Origin of the sequence: Filimonas effusa, assembly GCF_004118675.1 — a bacterium.
In the GTDB taxonomy this organism is placed as follows: domain Bacteria; phylum Bacteroidota; class Bacteroidia; order Chitinophagales; family Chitinophagaceae; genus Filimonas; species Filimonas effusa.
Genome location: NZ_SDHZ01000003.1, coordinates 144,704 through 163,126, shown reverse-complemented (window position 1 = coordinate 163,126; position 18,423 = coordinate 144,704). Strand labels below are relative to the sequence as shown.

Annotated in this window: 13 protein-coding genes and 1 riboswitch; of the genes, 8 read left to right on the top strand and 5 right to left on the bottom strand. The window is 47.5% G+C overall.

Annotation, left to right across the window (positions count from 1 at the left end; translation table 11 throughout):
* Nucleotides 1–68: 68 nt before the first annotated feature.
* A complete protein-coding gene (locus tag ESB13_RS18560; protein WP_129005189.1) occupies nucleotides 69–1,964 on the bottom strand; it encodes a TonB-dependent receptor plug domain-containing protein in 1,896 nt (631 codons plus the stop codon).
* Nucleotides 1,965–2,078: 114 nt separating this feature from the next.
* Nucleotides 2,079–2,283, bottom strand: a riboswitch (cobalamin riboswitch).
* Between the two features lie 47 nt (nucleotides 2,284–2,330).
* Here ESB13_RS18560 and ESB13_RS18555 point away from each other — a divergent pair.
* Nucleotides 2,331–3,500, top strand: a complete 1,170-nt coding sequence (locus ESB13_RS18555; RefSeq protein WP_129005188.1) for a trans-sulfuration enzyme family protein — start codon at nucleotides 2,331–2,333, stop codon at nucleotides 3,498–3,500.
* 49 nt (nucleotides 3,501–3,549) lie between these two features.
* On the opposite strand, the gene ESB13_RS18550 is transcribed toward ESB13_RS18555, so the two are convergent.
* The 3 genes from ESB13_RS18550 to ESB13_RS18540 are packed head-to-tail and all read right to left on the bottom strand — an operon-like array spanning nucleotide 3,550 to nucleotide 7,166.
* Nucleotides 3,550–4,815: a DUF1501 domain-containing protein gene (locus tag ESB13_RS18550; RefSeq protein ID WP_129005187.1), complete on the bottom strand. Its 1,266-nt coding sequence runs from the start codon at nucleotides 4,813–4,815 to the stop codon at nucleotides 3,550–3,552.
* A gap of 12 nt (nucleotides 4,816–4,827) precedes the next feature.
* The gene (locus ESB13_RS18545) at nucleotides 4,828–6,888 is read right to left on the bottom strand and encodes a DUF1800 domain-containing protein (protein WP_129005186.1); all 2,061 of its coding nucleotides are present in this window, start codon (nucleotides 6,886–6,888) and stop codon (nucleotides 4,828–4,830) included.
* Between the two features lie 59 nt (nucleotides 6,889–6,947).
* Nucleotides 6,948–7,166 (bottom strand): hypothetical protein, encoded by a 219-nt coding sequence (locus ESB13_RS18540; RefSeq protein ID WP_129005185.1) that lies wholly within the window; start codon nucleotides 7,164–7,166, stop codon nucleotides 6,948–6,950.
* Nucleotides 7,167–7,287: 121 nt separating this feature from the next.
* On the opposite strand from ESB13_RS18540, the gene ESB13_RS18535 reads away from it, so the two are divergent.
* The 3 genes from ESB13_RS18535 (at nucleotide 7,288) to ESB13_RS18525 (ending at nucleotide 11,266) form a co-directional block, all read left to right on the top strand.
* Nucleotides 7,288–8,751, top strand: a complete 1,464-nt coding sequence (locus ESB13_RS18535; RefSeq protein ID WP_129005184.1) for a TolC family protein — start codon at nucleotides 7,288–7,290, stop codon at nucleotides 8,749–8,751.
* Between the two features lie 42 nt (nucleotides 8,752–8,793).
* A complete protein-coding gene (locus ESB13_RS18530) occupies nucleotides 8,794–10,185 on the top strand; it encodes an efflux RND transporter periplasmic adaptor subunit (RefSeq protein ID WP_129005183.1) in 1,392 nt (463 codons plus the stop codon).
* A gap of 70 nt (nucleotides 10,186–10,255) precedes the next feature.
* Nucleotides 10,256–11,266, top strand: a complete 1,011-nt coding sequence (locus tag ESB13_RS18525) for an NAD(P)H-dependent glycerol-3-phosphate dehydrogenase (protein WP_129005182.1) — start codon at nucleotides 10,256–10,258, stop codon at nucleotides 11,264–11,266.
* Nucleotides 11,267–11,307: 41 nt separating this feature from the next.
* On the opposite strand, the gene hemW is transcribed toward ESB13_RS18525, so the two are convergent.
* Nucleotides 11,308–12,411 (bottom strand): radical SAM family heme chaperone HemW, encoded by a 1,104-nt coding sequence (hemW, locus tag ESB13_RS18520; protein ID WP_129005181.1) that lies wholly within the window; start codon nucleotides 12,409–12,411, stop codon nucleotides 11,308–11,310.
* A gap of 106 nt (nucleotides 12,412–12,517) precedes the next feature.
* On the opposite strand from hemW, the gene ESB13_RS18515 reads away from it, so the two are divergent.
* The 4 genes from ESB13_RS18515 to porK all read left to right on the top strand — a co-directional run bounded on the left by ESB13_RS18515 (nucleotide 12,518) and on the right by porK (nucleotide 18,388).
* Nucleotides 12,518–13,714, top strand: a complete 1,197-nt coding sequence (locus ESB13_RS18515; protein WP_164974274.1) for a DUF4271 domain-containing protein — start codon at nucleotides 12,518–12,520, stop codon at nucleotides 13,712–13,714.
* Nucleotides 13,715–13,747: 33 nt separating this feature from the next.
* A complete protein-coding gene (locus ESB13_RS18510; protein WP_129005179.1) occupies nucleotides 13,748–14,554 on the top strand; it encodes a uroporphyrinogen-III synthase in 807 nt (268 codons plus the stop codon).
* Between the two features lie 149 nt (nucleotides 14,555–14,703).
* Nucleotides 14,704–16,728 (top strand): thioredoxin domain-containing protein, encoded by a 2,025-nt coding sequence (locus ESB13_RS18505; RefSeq protein WP_129005178.1) that lies wholly within the window; start codon nucleotides 14,704–14,706, stop codon nucleotides 16,726–16,728.
* A 379-nt stretch (nucleotides 16,729–17,107) separates the two neighbouring features.
* Nucleotides 17,108–18,388: a T9SS ring complex lipoprotein PorK/GldK gene (gene porK, locus ESB13_RS18500; protein WP_129005177.1), complete on the top strand. Its 1,281-nt coding sequence runs from the start codon at nucleotides 17,108–17,110 to the stop codon at nucleotides 18,386–18,388.
* The last annotated feature ends 35 nt before the right edge of the window (nucleotides 18,389–18,423 follow it).

Below are 18,423 nucleotides of genomic sequence, written 5' to 3'. Positions count from 1 at the left end.
GGCTCAGGTATATCAATGATTAACAAAAAAGGAACCGGGAAGTTGAACTGCCCGATCCCTTTTTTCTCTTACAAATTAAACGTGGCACCCGCATTAATCATGAACGGGATGCTGTTATAACCTCGTATATCAAAGAATTCTCTATTAGCGAGATTCCTCGCATCAGCAAAGAATTTCAGCGCCTTGTTAAGTTTGTATTCGGCATAGGCTCCCAGGATAAAATAGTCGCCGATAGACTTGTCATTGGCTTGCCATCCGCCTACGTCGAAGCGTTTGCTTACATATTTGCCGTTGACGCTTACATATAATGCAGGCAGCAGCTGATAGCCAATAGTGGCATTTACACTGTGTTTGGGACGTTTCAGCAGGTATTTGTAAGTGCTGTCTTTTACTGTGGCCCTGCTTTGCGTATGTTCTTCTCCGGAGAGGAAGGTATAGTTCGCGTTTAATGTCAGCTTTTTAGTAACTGAAAGGTTTAACTCGTATTCAAACCCTTTTACATTTTGCTCCAGGAAATTAAAGTACTGGAAGGTAATGTTGTTATAGTCTATACCGTCTTTGATCTTCCGGTAAAAGCCGGCTATCCTGTGACTGAATGCGGCATATTGCTGCTGCACACCCAGTTCATAGTTGGTAGACTTTTCAGGGCGCAGTCCGCGATTACCCGAAAAAGCATCAAACAACTGATAAAGGCTTGGAGCTTTAAAGCCGGTAGCAATACTGCCAAATACACGATAGTGACTGTTAAAGGCATACGAAGGGTTAAAAGTATAAGTATAGTTGCTTCCGTACCTGGAGTGGAAATTAAACCTGCCTCCCAGTTCTACATTAAAGTGTGAACTGTTGTAGTTGAAAGATGTATACATAGAACCCTGGCTGATGGAGGTATCCATAAAATTGCTGTTCCAGGCAGGAGCGGCAAAGTTGGTATAAGCGCTGTTCATAGAGCCGTACCTGTATTCTACACCTTGCAGCAGGCTGAAACCATTACCCAGCTGCATATTACCATATAACTCCGCAAACTGTGCAATACTGCGGTAATCATTGGAGGCGGTGGTGCTAAGGTCATGACGGCGTGATTGGGTGTACTGGTAGTTGCCGGTGAGCGCTATAAAGTCGTCTTTATATTGAAATCCGGCCCCTGTATTAAGCCCTTTGTTATCCACTGTATGATCTTTTTCATCAGCGAAAATGCCCGCGTCGATATCTGTTTTGTACTGATTGTACATGGTAAAGGCTTTCAGCAGCAGATGGCTGTTTGCCTGGTACTGGATCATCGCGTTTGAGGAATTGCCTTTGTACCCGTCATTTTCAAATGACTGGTTGCCTATGCTGTCGTGCGCTGCAGAAAAGCCGTCGGTTTGTAAACGTGCATAACGGGCAGTATAGCTAAGTTTACCGGCTTTACCATACACACTCGCATTACCTCTGAATGTACCGTAGTTGCCACCCGCAGCAGATGCCTGCAGGTTTACAGGTTTGTTGATGTTTTTCTTTTGGGTAATAATGTTAATGACACCGGCAATAGCGTCGCTTCCATAAAGTGTCGATTGCGCACCTTTGCATATTTCAATCCTTTCTGCGTCGTTAACAGAAAAAAGATTAAGATCATATTCATTATTGATCATGCTGGGATCGTTCACGGGCACGCCATCTATAAGTATCAATGTTCTGCCCGATGAGGCGCCACGGGTGTAAACAGATTGTACGGTGCCGGCGTTATTGAGGGCGCCGTTAATAACAACACCAGCCTGTTCATTCAGTACCTGGGCAATTGTTCTTCCGGTACTTTTTTCAAGTTGTTCTTTAGTGATAACAGAAATGACCTTACCGGTGGTGTTCTGCTTCTGTTCTCTTTTGTTCGCGGTAACGATCACTTCGTTCAGCTCTCCGGAAGCGGGTTCCTGTGAGAAGCTTGTTTGCGCAATGGCCAATGCTGCAAAAGCGCAGGCGATTTTTTTCATGCATGTTTGGTTTAAACTGTTCAGAAGGGTACTGGCATGCGTTCAATGCAAAGAGGAGAGGATAGCAGCCGGCTGTGCAGCTGCCTCTCTTCGCTTTTCACCCGAAAGCGCAGTGAGTACTAATGAAACCTGGCAGGTCTTCTGGCTCGTGTTCTGCAGAACGCCTTCCCACCGGTTGCTAACCGGCAGTGGCTTCAGGTTCGGCAGTAAGAAGGTGCACCTTCTTTTTTACATTTTACAGCTACGGGGATAGCGCCGGAATTACACCGGACTTCCCTTTTAATTCCGCATAGCGGAAACCTGGCTCGCGGCAAATGTAATGGAAAAACCGGATTGCCTATTTTAGCATACACAAAACAGGCTTATATGGAACTTTCTTATATATTAAACGAACTGGCAGAAGACCGGGACGAATACTTCCGCGCAATGGCGCCTCCCATTGTTCAAACCAGCAATTTCGGCTTCAAACGTGTTGATGAGCTGAGAGCTGCATTTGCCGATGAATACTCCGGCTGGCTGTATAGCCGCGGCCTCAACCCCACCGTAGAGATCCTGCGCAAAAAACTGGCGGCGCTTGACGGGGCCGAAGACTGCCTCGTATTCAACAGCGGCGCTGCCGCCATATTCGCTGCCGTATTGGCTAATGTAAAAGCAGGTGATCATATTGTAAGTGTAAGGTCTGCCTACGGCTGGGCAAAAAAAATGTTTGAGGTTATTCTGCCCAGGTTTGGTATAACACATACTTATGTAAAAGGAACGGATATCGCTGAATTTCAGCAGGCAACTACACAAGCTACCACGCTTTATTATCTCGAAAGTCCTGGCAGCTGGACCTACGAGCTGCAGGATCTGAAAGCAATAGCCGTCCTTGCAAAACAGCGTTCTATTATCACAATCTGCGACAACAGCCATTGTTCACCACTCTACCAACAGCCTATTGCTATGGGTATAGACCTGGTACTGCAGTCTGCTACCAAATATATAAGTGGTCATAGCGATACTATCGCAGGAGTATTAAGCGGTAGTAGCGCCGTTATAGAACGCATTTTCAATAGCGAGTATATGAATATCGGAAGTGGTATTCAGCCTTTTAATGCATGGCTGTTACTACGTGGACTGCGAACGCTGCCGTTGCGGCTGGAGCAGGCATCACAAACCGCGCTTAAGGTGCTTACCTACCTGAAGCAGCATGAAAGGGTAGAGGAGGTGATCTATCCCCTGGATCCTGCTTTCCCACAGTTTGAACTGGCACAGCAGCAAATGAAAGGGGCAGGAGGACTAATAACCTTTGTTATCAAGGCCGCAAGCGTCGACGAAGTGGAGCGTTTCTGCGAATCGCTTAAACATATCGCTATGGCAGTGAGCTGGGGTGGACATGAATCGCTCATTATTCCGCGCTGTGCCGGTATTCCCCGTGCCGCTTTCATTGCAGGCAGCAGGGAGCATCGTATGTTAAGGCTTTACACCGGGCTGGAGGCTGCCGACTATCTTATTATAGACCTGGAGCAGGCATTTGCTGCTATCCGGCAGAAATGAGCTCCAGGTGCAGCGGGGGGAATCAATGCTGTAGCCGGTAAATACGCCATTACGAGCGCATCACACCTATAGGTGTGCCTTTCCAGTCGGGGAACAAGCCTGATGTATTGCTGATATTAAGGTGTTTACCGGCCACTTCGCTGAATACGGCACGAAAGTCTGTGGTTACAGCCAGGTCACGCCCATCTTCGAGGTTGTCAACAGAAAGGGGCTTCATATTTCCATGAACTATTCCACCATTGACATCGTTGCCCAGTATAAAGTTGCAGGAAGCCCTGCCATGATCGGTTCCATTAGTCCCGTTCTGTTTAACCGTGCGGCCAAATTCCGTCATCGTCATAACCGTTACCTGGTCCTGGTATGCCGATAAATCGGCCCAGAAAGCGGTAATGCTTTCACTCAGATCCTGTACATTACGGGCGAAAATACCATTTTCAGTTCCCTGGTTAAAATGGGTATCCCACCCTCCGGATTCTGCAAAAGCAACTTCCAGTCCCACGTCCATTTTTATAAGCTGGGCAATTTGTTTCAGAGAATTTCCGAGTGCTGAAGAAGGATAAATAGCGTTATTAGCCGGGGTATAGTTACGCACGTTGGTTTTCTGCAGCATTTTAATAGCTTCAAAGCTTTCCTTGCCTGTTTTGCTGAGTAGCGAAGAGGTGGTTTGGTCGTAAAGATCTTCGAAACTTTTGGCGGCAGTGTTGGCAGCAAGCGGATTGCCTTTCATTTGTATTGAGAAATCCTGCAGATTGCTGATGGCAAGCGCCGGGTTATCGCCATAAAACGAACGTGGCATGGCCGATGTAAGGCTTACTGCCCTGAAGGGCGAAGCATCGTGCCCTAATAATCCTGAGGCTCTGTTAAGCCATCCGCTGGAAGTTCCCTTGTTGAAAGGAGTGCCCGATTCCATATAGTCCTGCGCATCAAAATGCGAACGGGTATTATTAGGTGAACCTATGCCATGTACTATCGCCAGTCTTTTTTCACGGAACAGTGGTTCAAATGCATTCATGGAAGGATGCAGGCCAAAACGGCCATCCAGGTCTATTAAAGACTTGCCTGAAGCCGATTTTGCTGCCGACATAAATAAAGTGGGCCGTGCTTCTTTCAGAAACGTGTCGGTAAATGGTGTTACTGCCATTAAGCCGTCCATGGCGCCACGCTGGAAAATGCAAACGATGATCTTGTTCTTCTTATAAGGCCCCGCTTGTTTAAAGCTGTCTGCTGCACGGGCCAGAAAGCTGGGGACGCCACCGAAGCCTATGCCAAACAATGCCAGCCCGCCGCCTTTCAAAAATGCTCTTCTCGATGTCATATGCAATGAATTTTATTTTCTCTGGAATTCCGGTGAGCCAATGATGATACCGGTTACCTGGGGCAACATATACCTTACAGACTGGCTGGCAGGTAAGGCTGAATTTTTCGCCAGTGGCGGTGTTTCAGCTGTTGTGTCCATGGCAGGTTTCATGGCTACGCGGTTGGTATTACCTGCTTTTACAGGTGGAGGTGTTTTCCCGGCAGCGGTTTCTACCTTTTGTTGCAGATGAGGGTCGTTGAGCAGCGGAGTCAGTTGTTTAATAGTTTTAGAAAGGTCCCTTCCGGGTAAAAAAAGCCTGCTGTAAGTAACAAGGGCGGCTTCCGTACTTTCAGGTTCATGATTATTGTTAAGGGCCAGCAGGTTAAAGCTGATGCCCGGAATACGTTGCGAGGCTAATGCCAGCCCAAAGTTCATACGGCTTAAAAGGGAGCCGGTATTGATCCAGAACTGCCCCTTGTCAGGAAACCCTGTAGGCGCCTGGTAATAATACATCCGCTGTCCCATTCTGTTGATCCATGTATAAAGCTGATTGGGTTGTTGTATATCGGCCTTCAATGCTCTTACACTACTCATGGCAAGCTCAAAAGGCGACTTCGTTTTCTCTCTCAGCGCATCTTTGCTCCAGAACTCAGGAGCAGTAACCATTGTTATCAGCACTTGTTTGATATCGCCTTTTTTATTTTTAAAAGTGGTTGCCATTTTATTGACAAGGCTTTGCGGCGGATTATCACTTACAAAACGTATAGCCAGTTTAGTGCAAATGAATCTGGCGGTAGCGTCCTGTGTTGCAAGTAAATGCAATAGCTTGCGACCTTCATTATACCCGCCCAGACTATCGAAATGTGTACCCAGTACAGTTTTTGGCCTGTTATCGTGGCGCGATGGCACAAAAAGAAAATCTCCGTAATGCACATAACCACGTTCTGCCATCTTTTCTGCGCCAAGTTTTTCAAGTGAAACGCGGAAATTGTTGGGTCCAAGTAATGTATCTATAGGATAAATGGTCCAGCCTGTAAGTACGCGGGCTGCCTGTGTTACATCCTGCTGGGTATAACCGCCATCCACGCCAAGCGTATGCAGTTCCATGATCTCACGGGCGTAGTTTTCATTGAGACCGCCCCCTTTTCGTTTTTGTTGTTTCGGTGCGGCGGGCCTGGGGGCCATGTTTCCACTGGTTTGCATGGCATTTCCGTTTGCCTGCATGGTGGCTGGTGGCATGTTGTTTCCGCGCTGCGGCGTATTATTGTTGGCCCTCTGACTGTTTAAATTACGTTTGGCACCGTTGCCCATATTGGGCTGCATTGCCGCATTGGAAGCCGCAACCGGCATGATGCTGTCAGGATCGCCGGTACTGCTCGAGTTGTCGAGGTAGGCAAGCATCGCCGGCGACTGGGCAGTGGCTAACAGCAGGGCTTCAAAATTACCCGTTGCATTAGGGCGTATCGCATCCCGTTCATAGGCCGGTATATATTGAACACACTCTCCTTTGGTGAACGAAACGTTGAAATGGTTAAACCAGAATTCCGTAAGTACCTCCTGCAACTGGTTTTGAGAATAAGCCGCCCGCAGTATTTTCTGATTGGTGAACTGCTCTATCAGGCTTTGCGGATTACGCAGGCCCTTTACTTCCATATAAGTTCGCAGCACCTCACGGATCTCTTTCCTGTTCGAACCTATAGAATCTTTATCAATGAATCCGTCTCGTACCGCAAGCCTGGGTAAGGCACCACCGCGGGGTACAATATTCACTATCTCGGCATTGCTCAGGCTAAGAAGATCGTATTTGCTGAGTAGCTGATTAAGACTGTCGTCGTTTAAATCGGCTTTCAACTGCCCGCGAAACCAGTTTTCAAGTCCCATCGCCGCTACAGCTTGTACCTGCCCGGGCTGTGCACCATAAGTAAACCTGCTTAACAGGTGTGCTGCTGCCTGCTCACGCGTGAGACCAGCTTGTTTATAGGGAAACTTTGCCGCATCTGTCTCTTTGTCGTTGCCGCCAAAAGAAGACAATACAACGCCGAAGACAGTAATAATAATTACTATCCCGGTAAACCGGTACACAGTTTTCATAAAGAGAGTTTATGCTTTCCCTGTTCGACTGTTCAGGCAATGAAAAGTTTACTCGGTATTTATTTATCTGAAAGAGCCGCTTCTATTGCTACCCCAAGTTCGGCAGATGTTTCGGTAGCATTGTCGGTGCCGGCTTCAAACCAGTGATTGGCACCTTCATTATCCTGTCTCAATTCAAGTTGTAACGTTTGTTGAGGCAGTTTTACCGAAAAATGCTTTTTGTCTTGCTGGGTGACTTCAATTGTCTGGTTTTGCCAGGAAATGGAAAATGTGTTCATAAGGTTATACTTTTATAGTAGCAATACCTGCAATCATTGTGCCTCATCTTCCTTTTAACCGTTGCGGGCTCCGCTCATCAAATTTTGAAAAATGAAGTCCTGATTCGGTTATTTTTGTTTCATGGGAAAACGTTTTATACTAATGTTTATCGTTGCACTGCCCTTTCTGGCGCAGGCACAGGATAAATGGGATCTGCGCCGGTGTGTGGATTATGCCGTTAAAAACAATATTTCCGTAAAACAAGCCGATGTTCAGGCGCGGATTGCCGCACTGCAGTTGCACCAGGCCAAAATGAACCAGATCCCAAGTATTGGCTTTGGCTCTACCCTCGGCACGCAGTTCGGACGTTCTATCGATCCCACTACCAACCAGTTCACTACCACCCAGTTATTGTACCAGAATATGGGAATACAGGGCGATGTGCAGATATTTGGTTTTGGTCAGTTAAAGAAAGCAGTGAATGCGGCACGTTTTAATGCGGAAGCAGCTTTAAAAGATGTTGCCAGGGCGGCAAACGATATTTCTATTAATGTCGCTACCTACTACCTGCAGGTACTCGCAGCAAATGAGCAGATCCATATTTCCGAAGTTCAGATCGATCAGGACCTCGCACAGTTCAAAGACACGAAAAGCCGTGTTGAAGCCGGTGCTTTACCCGAACTGAACCTCGCCGAAATAGAATCGCAGCTCGCAACAGACAGCGCAGGTTTAATCACCGCAAGAGCTACTTTTCAACAAAATGTACTCTCGCTGAAAGGACTGTTAAATATCGATGCAGGCGCTCCTTTTGAACTCGATACGCCGCCGATAGAGCAAATTCCACTCGAAAGCCTCGCCGATTTGCAGCCCGATGCCGTATTCCAGCTGGCACAGGCCAATCAACCTATATTGAAAGTAAATGAGCTCAAGATCAAAGGCGCAGAAAATACCATTCAGGCAAATAAAGCGCTCCTGTATCCCCGCTTGTCATTTGGATATAATCTTAATTCGCAGTTCTCAAATGCACTCCGCGAGGTAGACCCCAGAACAATTACACCCACAGGGTATACGCTCGCCGAAGGTATTGTGGCACGAAATACAAATGGCGAAGAATATAAGATCTACAATCAAACTGCCACTTACCAGTATCACAACAAATCTTTCAACCGCTGGTGGTCGCAATATGGTTCCCAGTTAAATGAAAACTTCAGACAGTCGGTAGGGCTTACTTTAACTGTTCCTATCTTCAGCGCAGGTAATACCAGCCGCGTAAACTACCAACAGTCGAAACTAAACCTGCAAACTTTACAGTTGCAGCAAGACCAGGCGACTCTCGATCTTAAACAGAGCATCTATAAAGCTTATATCGACGCTACTTCGGCAATGCAGAAATATTATGCAGGAGAACGCAGCGTTACCTCGGCACAAAAAGCTTACGACTTTGCTTTCAAAAGATACCAGGTAGGGCTGTTGAGTTCAATAGACCTCCTTACCAACCAGAACAACCTGTTAAAAGCAAAGCTGCAACAGCTTACAAACCGGTATGAATATGTCTTCCGGATGAAGTTGCTGGAGTTTTACAAAGGACAGGGAATGAAATTATAAACCAGCTATTAAGCGTTAACAAGCTATTCAAACGTTGCATTTATGAGCAAGAAACTTAAATGGATTCTTATTATACTGGTACTGCTGATCGTGTTGTTGGTGGTGCTCAAGAAAGCAGGTGTTATCGGCAAAGAAGAAGGCACCCGCGTGACGGCAGAAAAAGCTGCCAAACGCGATATCACGGAAGTTGTAACTGCCAGTGGTAAAATATATCCCGAAGTAGAAGTAAAGATCAGTTCCGATATCTCCGGAGAAATAGTAGAGCTGAATGTTGCCGAAGGCGATACAGTTCGTAAAGGCCAGGTGCTTGCGAAGATCTATGCCGATATTTATGCGTCTCAGCGCGATCAGGCTGCCGCTGTGGTAGCCCAGAACGAAGCGCAGGTATCTAACGCCAGGGCGCAGCTTGCGGGCTTAAAAGCTACCCTCGATCAAACAGAGGCCGCCTATAAGCGTCAGAAAACACTTGTAGAACAAAAGGTCATTTCTGCCTCTGAATTCGAACAGGCAACACAGGCTTATTATGCAGCACAGGCTAATTATAAGGCAGCACAGGATAACATCAATGCCAACCAGGCAAGTGTTAAAGGTGCAGTTGCCAACCTCACCCGCGCCAATAAAGACATCAGCCGCACCACCATCGTGGCGCCCATGGATGGCGTGATAAGCCTCCTGCTCGTGAAAAAAGGAGAAAGAGTGGTGGGCACCGCGCAAATGACAGGTACAGAAATGATGCGCGTGGCCGACCTCAATAGCATAGAAGTTCAGGTAGATGTGTCTGAAAGCGATATCCCCAAGGTGAAGATCGGAGACAGCGCCATTGTTGAAGTAGATGCCTATAACAATCGCAAATTCAAAGGACGCGTATACAAGATCGCAAACCCCTCCACCGCGGCTACCACCAGTTCCAGCAACGCTTCTACCACAATTACCAACTACCAGGTGCATATCCGTTTATTCCCCGATAGTTACCGCGACCTGCTGGCGAAAGGACATGCTTTCCCTTTCCGCCCGAATATGACCGGCAGCGCCGATATACAAACCAGCACGCATGCCGGTGTATTATCTGTGCCGTTAAATGCCGTGACCACCCGCGATAAGAACGATGCGAAGGAAGGTGATAACAAAAAATCCGATAAAAAGAAAGAAGAAGAAAAGAAAGATGCTACCGCCGACAATCAGCCTAAAACAGGTAATGATGGCGACGATTTGCAGGAAGTGGTATTTGTAAGGCAACCCGATGGAAAAGTGAAAAAAGTAGTGGTAACCACAGGTATCCAGGATATCAATAATATTGAGATCAAATCCGGGTTAAATGGGGGAGAAGAAGTGATCACCGGACCTTACGACGTGGTGAGCAAGCAGCTGAAAGACGGCACCCTGGTAAAGGTGGTTTCTAAAGACGAGCTTACTAAAAACTTCAAGAAAAATTAAGGGATCCGCATCCTTCCAACTAAAACCGTAAGTTTGCCGCCGGATTATATTGATTATAAACAGGCGTGTCATGCAGTTTGGAATAATAGGAAGCGGAAGCTGGGCTACCGCTCTTGCAAAAATCCTGACAGACGGGAATCATCGTATTAGTTGGTGGGTAAGAAGCGAGGAAAATATCCGGTATATCCGGCAACGCCGCCATAACCCGCATTACCTGCACTCGGCTTATTTCGATAATAGCCTGCTGAACATGTCCGACGACATCAGGCAGGTGGTGGCCGATTCCGACGTAGTGGTCATAGCCGTCCCCTCGGCTTTTATCAAAGACGTATTGTCGGGCCTGCCGGCAGATGCTTTCAAAGGGAAAAAAGTGGTTTCAGCGGTAAAAGGCATTTTGCCCGACTGTAACCAACTGCTTCATGAATATCTCCTCGATGCATTTGCACTCGACCTCAGCGACTATTGCGCCCTGCTGGGCCCCTGTCATGCCGAGGAAGTGGCAGCCGAAAAGTTGTCTTACCTTACCTTCTCAGGCCTCGATGAAGAATTGACCCGCCGGATTGCCGACTGCTTTCATTGCGAATACATCAACACCGTCGTCAACCAGGATGTGGTAGGGGTGCAATATGCAGCAGTGCTGAAAAATATCTACGCCCTGGGTGCCGGTATCGCACACGGGTTGGAATATGGCGATAACTTCCTGAGCGTTTATATCGCCAACGCCGCACGGGAAATGGGACGCTTTTTACAGGGCTCTATGGCCCACCTGCCCGGAACCGAGGCTACAGATAACCTTAATTACTCCGCATCTGTATACCTGGGCGACCTTTTGGTTACCTGTTATTCGCTTTACAGCCGTAACCGCACCTTTGGTAATATGATCGGCAAAGGATATTCGGTGAAGGCGGCCATGCTTGAACTGAATATGGTGGCCGAGGGATATAATGCCAGCCGCTGCGTTCACCAGAAAAATATAGACTTCGGCGTAGAAATGCCTATCGCCGCCACCGTTTACGAGATCTTATGGGAACAACTGCCCGCAGGGGAGGGTTTCCGTAAAATAGAAAGCAGGCTGGTATAGCATCATAGCGGTAAAACAGCCTTATCCCGCCGGTGACAGTTCTAACAAAACAGGTCGGCAGCGATACCATCGGCCAATAGCCTTCCTGCATTGGTAAGTACCAGGCAGCTGCCATTGCGTGTCAGCGCATTGGTTCGAATATATTTTTCCGCCAGCTGGTTTACCCTTTCCGCCTCTGCCGGCGATAGTTTGCTGGTATCAAGCCCTTCAATGGTACGCAGGCTTGTCATAATATACTCATTTACCTGCTGTTCCGGCGTCAGGTATTCTATTTCAAAAGGCAATTGCTGTTGCCCGATACGCTTATAATAGAGTGTATTGTTCGAAACATTCCACTGCCGGCTGCTGCCGTTAAACGAATGAGCACCCGGGCCTACCCCCAGGTAAGGGGTGCCTGCCCAATAGCTGCTGTTATGCCGGCTGCGATACCCTGGCTTTGCAAAGTTCGAGATCTCGTAGTGTTCATATCCGGCCTCCGCAGCCCATAACATCAGCAGCTCAAAATGACGGCTTTGTTTGTCCGGGTCCACCTCTTCCTTTTTATGCTGAATGATCATCTTATCCAGTGCCGTCTGTGGCTCCACAGTCAATGCATAACACGAAAGATGCGGAATGTTCAATGCTACTGCCGTAGCAACATTCTCGCGCCAATGTTCATCCGGAAGCGTAGGGCCGCCGTAAATAAGGTCAATGGTAATATTAAAGAATCCTGCCTGCTGCGCCAGTTCTATTGCCTGCCTGGCCTGAAGCGCATTATGAGCCCTGTTCATCCACACCAGGTCTTCTTCAAAAAACGACTGGATCCCTATGCTTAGCCGGTTTATACCAGCCTGTTTCCATAATTCCAGTTGATCGGCAGTAATATCATCAGGATTGGTTTCCAGCGTTATTTCAGCATCCGGCACTACATTAAAGGTCTGTCTTATCCGGTCCATCAGCCGCTGAATGGTACCCGGCGGTAGAATAGAAGGTGTGCCGCCGCCAAAATAAACAGAATTGATCTCTCCCTGTACATAGTCTTTCCGCAATACCAGTTCCCATTCAATAGCCGCAATAACGGCATCCATCGTTTTCAGATTGGTAGAAAAGTGAAAGTTGCAATAGTGACAGGCTTTCCTGCAAAACGGTATGTGGATGTAGATCATTAAAGCAAAGTAATACATAATTCTACCATCTACCATCTGTCTTCTGCTATCTACTCTCTATCTTTGCTCACTCATGCTAAAGCCTTTTTTCTTAATATCTTTCTTATTGGCCTGTTTTACACTTACGGCGCAGTCCGATACGGTACGGAAGCGTGTTATAAGACAGGTGCCTGCACAGGCAAAGCCCGGGGATACCAATAAGCCAGCTGTCCGCAGGGCCTCGGTAACACCACCAAGAGATACTGCTACCCGTGCTACAGGTACACGTGCAGTAGCGCCTGCAAGAGCTGCAACACCGGGAACCGGGAATAGTGTACCGGCAGCGCGCAGCACAGCGCCACCGGCAGCAGGAGCAACAGTTGCAGGCAGAAACGCAGCCGCCGCCAATACACAGGCAATACAACCTGCACAGGCACAAAGGCCGGGCAGCGCCGGTATTATCACGGATAGCGCCGGCAAACTAAGAGCCGATTCTATGGCCATGCTTCGTGCTGCCCGCGATACAGTAGCCCTGGTAACAGCGGCAAAGCCAGCACCCATAAAAAAACTGACCTGGCAGGAAGATACATTGTTCCGCCGGGCGCTTAACGTAAAATACCTGCCTGCTCAAGAAAAGCCGGCCTACATGATCACTTCTTACTGGGTAAGAGAATCTACCGATTACCTTTTTTATCTGCTGGCAGGGCTGGTGCTGTTCCTGGCTTTCATAAAAGCCACTTTCCCTAAATACTTTCAACAGGTATTTAAAATGTTGTTTCAAACATCATTCAGGCAAAAACAAACCAGGGAACAACTGGCGCAAAACCTGCTGCCTTCAATGTTCATGAACCTTTTGTTCGTGCTGGTGGTGGCCGCATTTATAGCCGTAGTTGTAACACAAAAAAAATTAACAACACTTTCTTTCTGGGAATTAATGCTGTATAGCACAGCCGGGCTCATCGCTTTATACTGCCTGAAATACCTGTTCCTGCGCTTTACAGGCTGGGTGTTCCGCGTAAAAGAAGCTTCTGAAACTTATATTTTTATTGTTTTTCTGGTAAATAAGTTGCTGGGAGTTATTTTGTTACCAATGCTTTGGCTGGTAAGCTTTTCGAGCGGAGAGCTAAACGTAGTGGGACTTACAGCTTCTTTGTGCATCGCGGGTTTACTGGTGCTATACCGCTACATTCTCTCACTGGCGGCGGTCCGCGATATGCTGCGCGTCAGTGCATTTCACTTTTTTATTTACCTTTGCGGTGTTGAAATATTACCTATTATAATAATTTATAAGGTTCTATTCAATAAAACAGGCTTTACTATCTAATTTTGCAATCGAAATACATAAGGGAGAAATAGCATGGTAAAAAATGGGGTTAAAAGCTTAAGCACCAAAAAATCAGCAAGTGCCAAAAGAATTCTCATCACCCAGCCCAGGCCTGAAAGCGATAAGTCTCCTTACTTTGAGCTGGCCCGGAAGTATAACGTAGAACTGTTTTTTCATCCTTTTATCCGGTTGGAAGGCATCCCTGCGCGGGAATTTCGCAAACAAAAGGTAGATATTGCCAGTTTTACCGCTGTCATCTTTACCAGTCGTAATGCCATCGACCATTTTTTCCGCACCTGCGAAGAAATGAAGGTCAGCATTAAGCAGGATACCAAGTATTTCTGCATTACCGAAGCTGTAGCACTGTATCTTCAGAAATTCATCCTCTACCGGAAACGCAAAGTTTTCTACGGCGCCGATGGCTCAAACAAAAGCCTGTTCGATGTAATCAACAAACATAAGGAAAACGAACGCTTCCTTTATGTTTGCAGTGAAAATCAGCAGGACAATGAGATCGTAAACTGGCTGAAAACAAACAAATGCGAATTCCAGATGGGATTCATGTACCGCACTATCAGCAACGATGCCAAAGAAGTGCTCGAAAACCAGGTATATGATATCATTTGTTTCTTTACCCCCAGCGGTGTAAAAGCGCTGTTCGAGAACTGTCCCAACTTCAATTCCAGTGGCGTACATATCGGCGCCTTTGGCAGTAATACCGCTAAAGCGGTTGAAGAAGCAGGCCTTACCCTCGAAATAAAAGCACCTGCACCCCAGGCGCCCAGTATGGTTTCGGCACTCGATCAGTACCTTACCACAATGAAAGTACCTAAAGCCTAGTAGCGTCTTATAAAAAGGCAGGCTTTTTAGAAGAGATTACATTTAAAAGACCGGGGAATAATTTTTTTATCGTAAAATGCTAAATGCCGGAAGCGGAACTTTGTTGCCGCCCCGGTGTTTAGCATTTCTCATTTAATCAGTACCCTTTCATGCCCAACAAGCTAATAAACGAAACAAGTCCATACCTGCTGCAGCATGCGCATAACCCTGTTCATTGGTATCCATGGGGCGAAGAGGCGTTGCAGCAGGCGCGCGCGCTAGATAAGCCTATTCTGGTAAGCATTGGTTATGCAGCCTGCCATTGGTGTCACGTAATGGAGCGCGAGAGCTTCGAAAACGAAGACACGGCAGCCCTCATGAACGAGTATTTTGTGAATATCAAGATCGACCGTGAAGAGCGCCCCGATCTGGACCATATATATATGGATGCACTGCAGGCAATCAGCGGCGCAGGCGGCTGGCCGCTGAATGTATTCCTTACACCCGATTGTAAACCTTTTTTCGGAGGTACCTATTTCCCGCCGGTAAGAGCTTTTAACAGGTCAAGCTGGCGCGAAGTGATCCACGCCGTGCATGAAAGTTTCCGCACCAAACGCGGCGAGGTAGAAACCCAGTCGCAAAACCTGGTAGCCCATCTCCAAAATGCAAACCGCTTCACAGGCGGCAACGCAGCAGGTGTTATCGGCACCGGTAGCCTGCAGCTCATGGCCGACGGGATCCTGCACAGCGCCGATAAAGAATGGGGCGGGTTTGGACGGGCGCCCAAATTCCCGCAAACTTTTTCAATTCGTTACCTGCTGCGGCATTACCACTATACAGGAAACCAAGAAGCAGTAGAACAGGCCTTGTTAAGCCTCAATAAAATGATCCAGGGAGGCATTTACGACCAGGCCGGCGGTGGTTTTGCCCGCTATAGTACCGACACCGAATGGCAGGCTCCTCACTTCGAAAAAATGCTCTACGACAATGCCCTGCTGGTTTCCGCCCTATCCGAAGCATATCAGCTTACACAGGATGCTACCTACCGCGAAGTAATAGAACATACGCTGGCATTTGTTGAAAGAGAGCTCATGTCGCCCGCATTTGCGTTTTACAGTGCGCTGGATGCCGACAGCGAAGGGGTCGAAGGGAAATTTTATACATGGCAATACACTGAAATACAGGATATTTTGGGTGAAGAGGCTTCCTTATTTTGCGACCTCTATCAGGTAACTCCGGAAGGTAACTGGCACGAAGGGCATACCAATATATTATGGATGCCGCGATCGGTGGCTGCATTTGCCGCTGAAAAGCAGTTGAATGAAGAAGGGTTACAGGAGAAGAGGAAGGAATGGCATCGCCGGCTGATGGAAATGCGCGGCAAGCGTCAGCGGCCTTTGCTCGATGATAAGGTGTTACTGGGCTGGAATGCCCTGATGAACACAGCTTACTGCGATGCTTTTGCCGCTACCGGCAACCCGCATTTCAGAGAACTGGCGCTGCGGAATATGGCTTTCCTGGAACAGCATTTCAGAACAGCCGACGGATGGAAACATAGCTGGAAGAAGGAAGCGCGGATCCCTGCCTTTCTCGACGACTATGCCATGCTCATCCAGGCATATCTGAGGCTGCAGGAAGTAACAGGCGATACCGGATTCCTGGAAAAAGCGGCAGCACTCGTAAAATGGCTGCAGTTATGGTTCCTGGATGAGGAAAGTGGACTGTTCTTTTATACCCACCACAACCAGAACGATGTGGTGATAAGGAAAAAGGAAGTTTACGATGGGGCTACGCCTTCGGGTAATGCCCTGATGGCGGCAAACCTGGCTTATCTATCGGTCGTATATAATAAAAACGAGTGGTATCAGCAGGCGCAGCAAATGGTAGGAGCATTGGGGCAAACCATTGTCCGCTATCCTGGTTCCTTCGGCTGCTGGGCATTGCTGATACAGCAGCTGGCACAGGGTTTCAGGGAAATAGCAGTGGTAGGGCCCGAACATGAAACCCTTAGTAACGAGGTGTTGCAGCATTATATACCGGGAAAGATCTTTCAACAAGGCAAGGGCGCAGGCGAAAACTACCCTTTGCTGGCTGGCCGTGAAGGAACCAATGGAGAAACCAGGATCTACCTGTGTAAAGATTACACCTGCCAGGCGCCATTCGTTTCGGTTAACGATCTTTTAATAGCGTTGTAACGATAATTGTTCAGAAAATGCATTTAGTTGCATACTAACGCGAGGGAACCACACGTTTCTAAGAGAACATGTTAACGAAAACGTAAAGCGGGGGGAAATACCTTCAAAAAATGAAGGGAAACACCTAATATGGATTATAAGGGAAAAGCACTAATTTGCCAATCCCTCAAAATAAATACGATTTTTTAATAGATTAATTGAAGGTGTAATGGGCTTTAACTCTATATTTACATATCTGACTGAACATATGTTTTATTTTAAAGTGTATTGTTTGCCTGGTGGGAAGGGCAATCGTGGCTTCTTTAGCAATAAGAATGCCGTTTTCTGCCCCATTAGTAACCATATTTCGCCAATACCCTGCAATAACCATTATTGAACAATGAGAAGCCAATTGATCGCAATCAGTGCGCTAACTATCGCAGCCGCTCTCGCCTTAGGCGGTTGTAGTAAGAAAGGAAAAAGTGGTGTGGCCGACGATGGTCAGCTCCACGGGATATCGCCAGGAGCCAGGGGTAGCATGGGTAAACCTCTCGGAATGGTATATGTCCCCTCAGGAACTTTCCACATGGGCCCAAGTGATGAAGATGTAAACTTCAACTACACTGCCCGTAACAAACAAGTGTCAATCAATGGCTTCTGGATGGATGCCACTGAAATCACCAACAACGAGTACCGCCAGTTCGTATGGTGGGTACGCGATTCCCTGGCTGCTGTTGAAATGGGCTACTTTAAAACCGGTCAGGCTAACGATACTGCTATCGACTGGGCTAAAGCACGTACCATTAAATATGCCGACAAGGGCACACTCGAAAAATTAACCAAACTGGTGCTCGCTCCCGACAACAGATTGTACAATAAAATTGAGATCGATCCTGAAAAGATCGTCTATAATGTTCAGGGCTTTGACCTGAAAGAAGCCGCTAAACGCGAAAATGCAGGCAAACGCGGTAAATACATCTACCGTTACGATCAAAAGGTATATCCCGATACCCTCGTATGGATGCGCGATTTCTCCTATTCTTATAACGAGCCTATGGCGAAGCGCTATTTCGCCCACCCTTCCTTTGGCAACTACCCTGTAGTAGGTGTTAACTGGAAACAGGCAATGGCTTTCTGTCACTGGCGCTCTTTTTACCTGAACAGCTTCCTGGAACGCAGAAAGAAAGCAGTGGAAAGCGATTTCCGCCTGCCTACAGAAGCAGAATGGGAATATGCTGCAAGAGGTGGACGCACGCAATCTATGTATCCCTGGGGTAACTACTATCCAAGGAATAAAAAAGGTTGCCTGCTCGCCAACTTCAAACCCGGCCGCGGTAACTACCCCGAAGATGGCGGATTCTATACCGTTCGCGCCGATGCCTACTGGCCTAACGACTTTGGCCTGTATAACATGGCGGGTAACGTTGCAGAATGGACTTCTTCCTACTTCTACGAAGGATCTTACAACTTCCAGCACGATATGAACCCCGATGTAAGGTATAACGCCAGCGAAACCGATCCTCCACGTATGAAACGTAAGGTGGTACGCGGTGGTAGCTGGAAAGACGTAGCCTACTACCTCCAGACCAGTACCCGTAGCTACGAGTACCAGGATACGGCTAAGTCTTACATTGGTTTCCGTTGCGTAATTGATTTACCTGCTCAATTGGGTAGGAGATAAAATTCTAAAACACAACACAACGTCCAGGTTTTAAC

Excerpts from the sequence above, each read along its gene's own strand:
- ESB13_RS18550 (WP_129005187.1), bottom strand. The coding sequence starts at position 4,815 with ATGACATCGAGAAGAGCATTTTTGAAAGGCGGCGGGCTGGCATTGTTT.
- ESB13_RS18545 (WP_129005186.1), bottom strand. The coding sequence starts at position 6,888 with ATGAAAACTGTGTACCGGTTTACCGGGATAGTAATTATTATTACTGTC.
- ESB13_RS18555 (WP_129005188.1), top strand. The coding sequence starts at position 2,331 with ATGGAACTTTCTTATATATTAAACGAACTGGCAGAAGACCGGGACGAA.
- ESB13_RS18535 (WP_129005184.1), top strand. The coding sequence starts at position 7,288 with ATGGGAAAACGTTTTATACTAATGTTTATCGTTGCACTGCCCTTTCTG.
- ESB13_RS18525 (WP_129005182.1), top strand. The coding sequence starts at position 10,256 with ATGCAGTTTGGAATAATAGGAAGCGGAAGCTGGGCTACCGCTCTTGCA.
- hemW (WP_129005181.1), bottom strand. The coding sequence starts at position 12,411 with ATGATCTACATCCACATACCGTTTTGCAGGAAAGCCTGTCACTATTGC.
- ESB13_RS18540 (WP_129005185.1), bottom strand. The coding sequence starts at position 7,166 with ATGAACACATTTTCCATTTCCTGGCAAAACCAGACAATTGAAGTCACC.
- ESB13_RS18510 (WP_129005179.1), top strand. The coding sequence starts at position 13,748 with ATGGTAAAAAATGGGGTTAAAAGCTTAAGCACCAAAAAATCAGCAAGT.
- ESB13_RS18505 (WP_129005178.1), top strand. The coding sequence starts at position 14,704 with ATGCCCAACAAGCTAATAAACGAAACAAGTCCATACCTGCTGCAGCAT.
- ESB13_RS18530 (WP_129005183.1), top strand. The coding sequence starts at position 8,794 with ATGAGCAAGAAACTTAAATGGATTCTTATTATACTGGTACTGCTGATC.
- porK (WP_129005177.1), top strand. The coding sequence starts at position 17,108 with ATGAGAAGCCAATTGATCGCAATCAGTGCGCTAACTATCGCAGCCGCT.
- ESB13_RS18560 (WP_129005189.1), bottom strand. The coding sequence starts at position 1,964 with ATGAAAAAAATCGCCTGCGCTTTTGCAGCATTGGCCATTGCGCAAACA.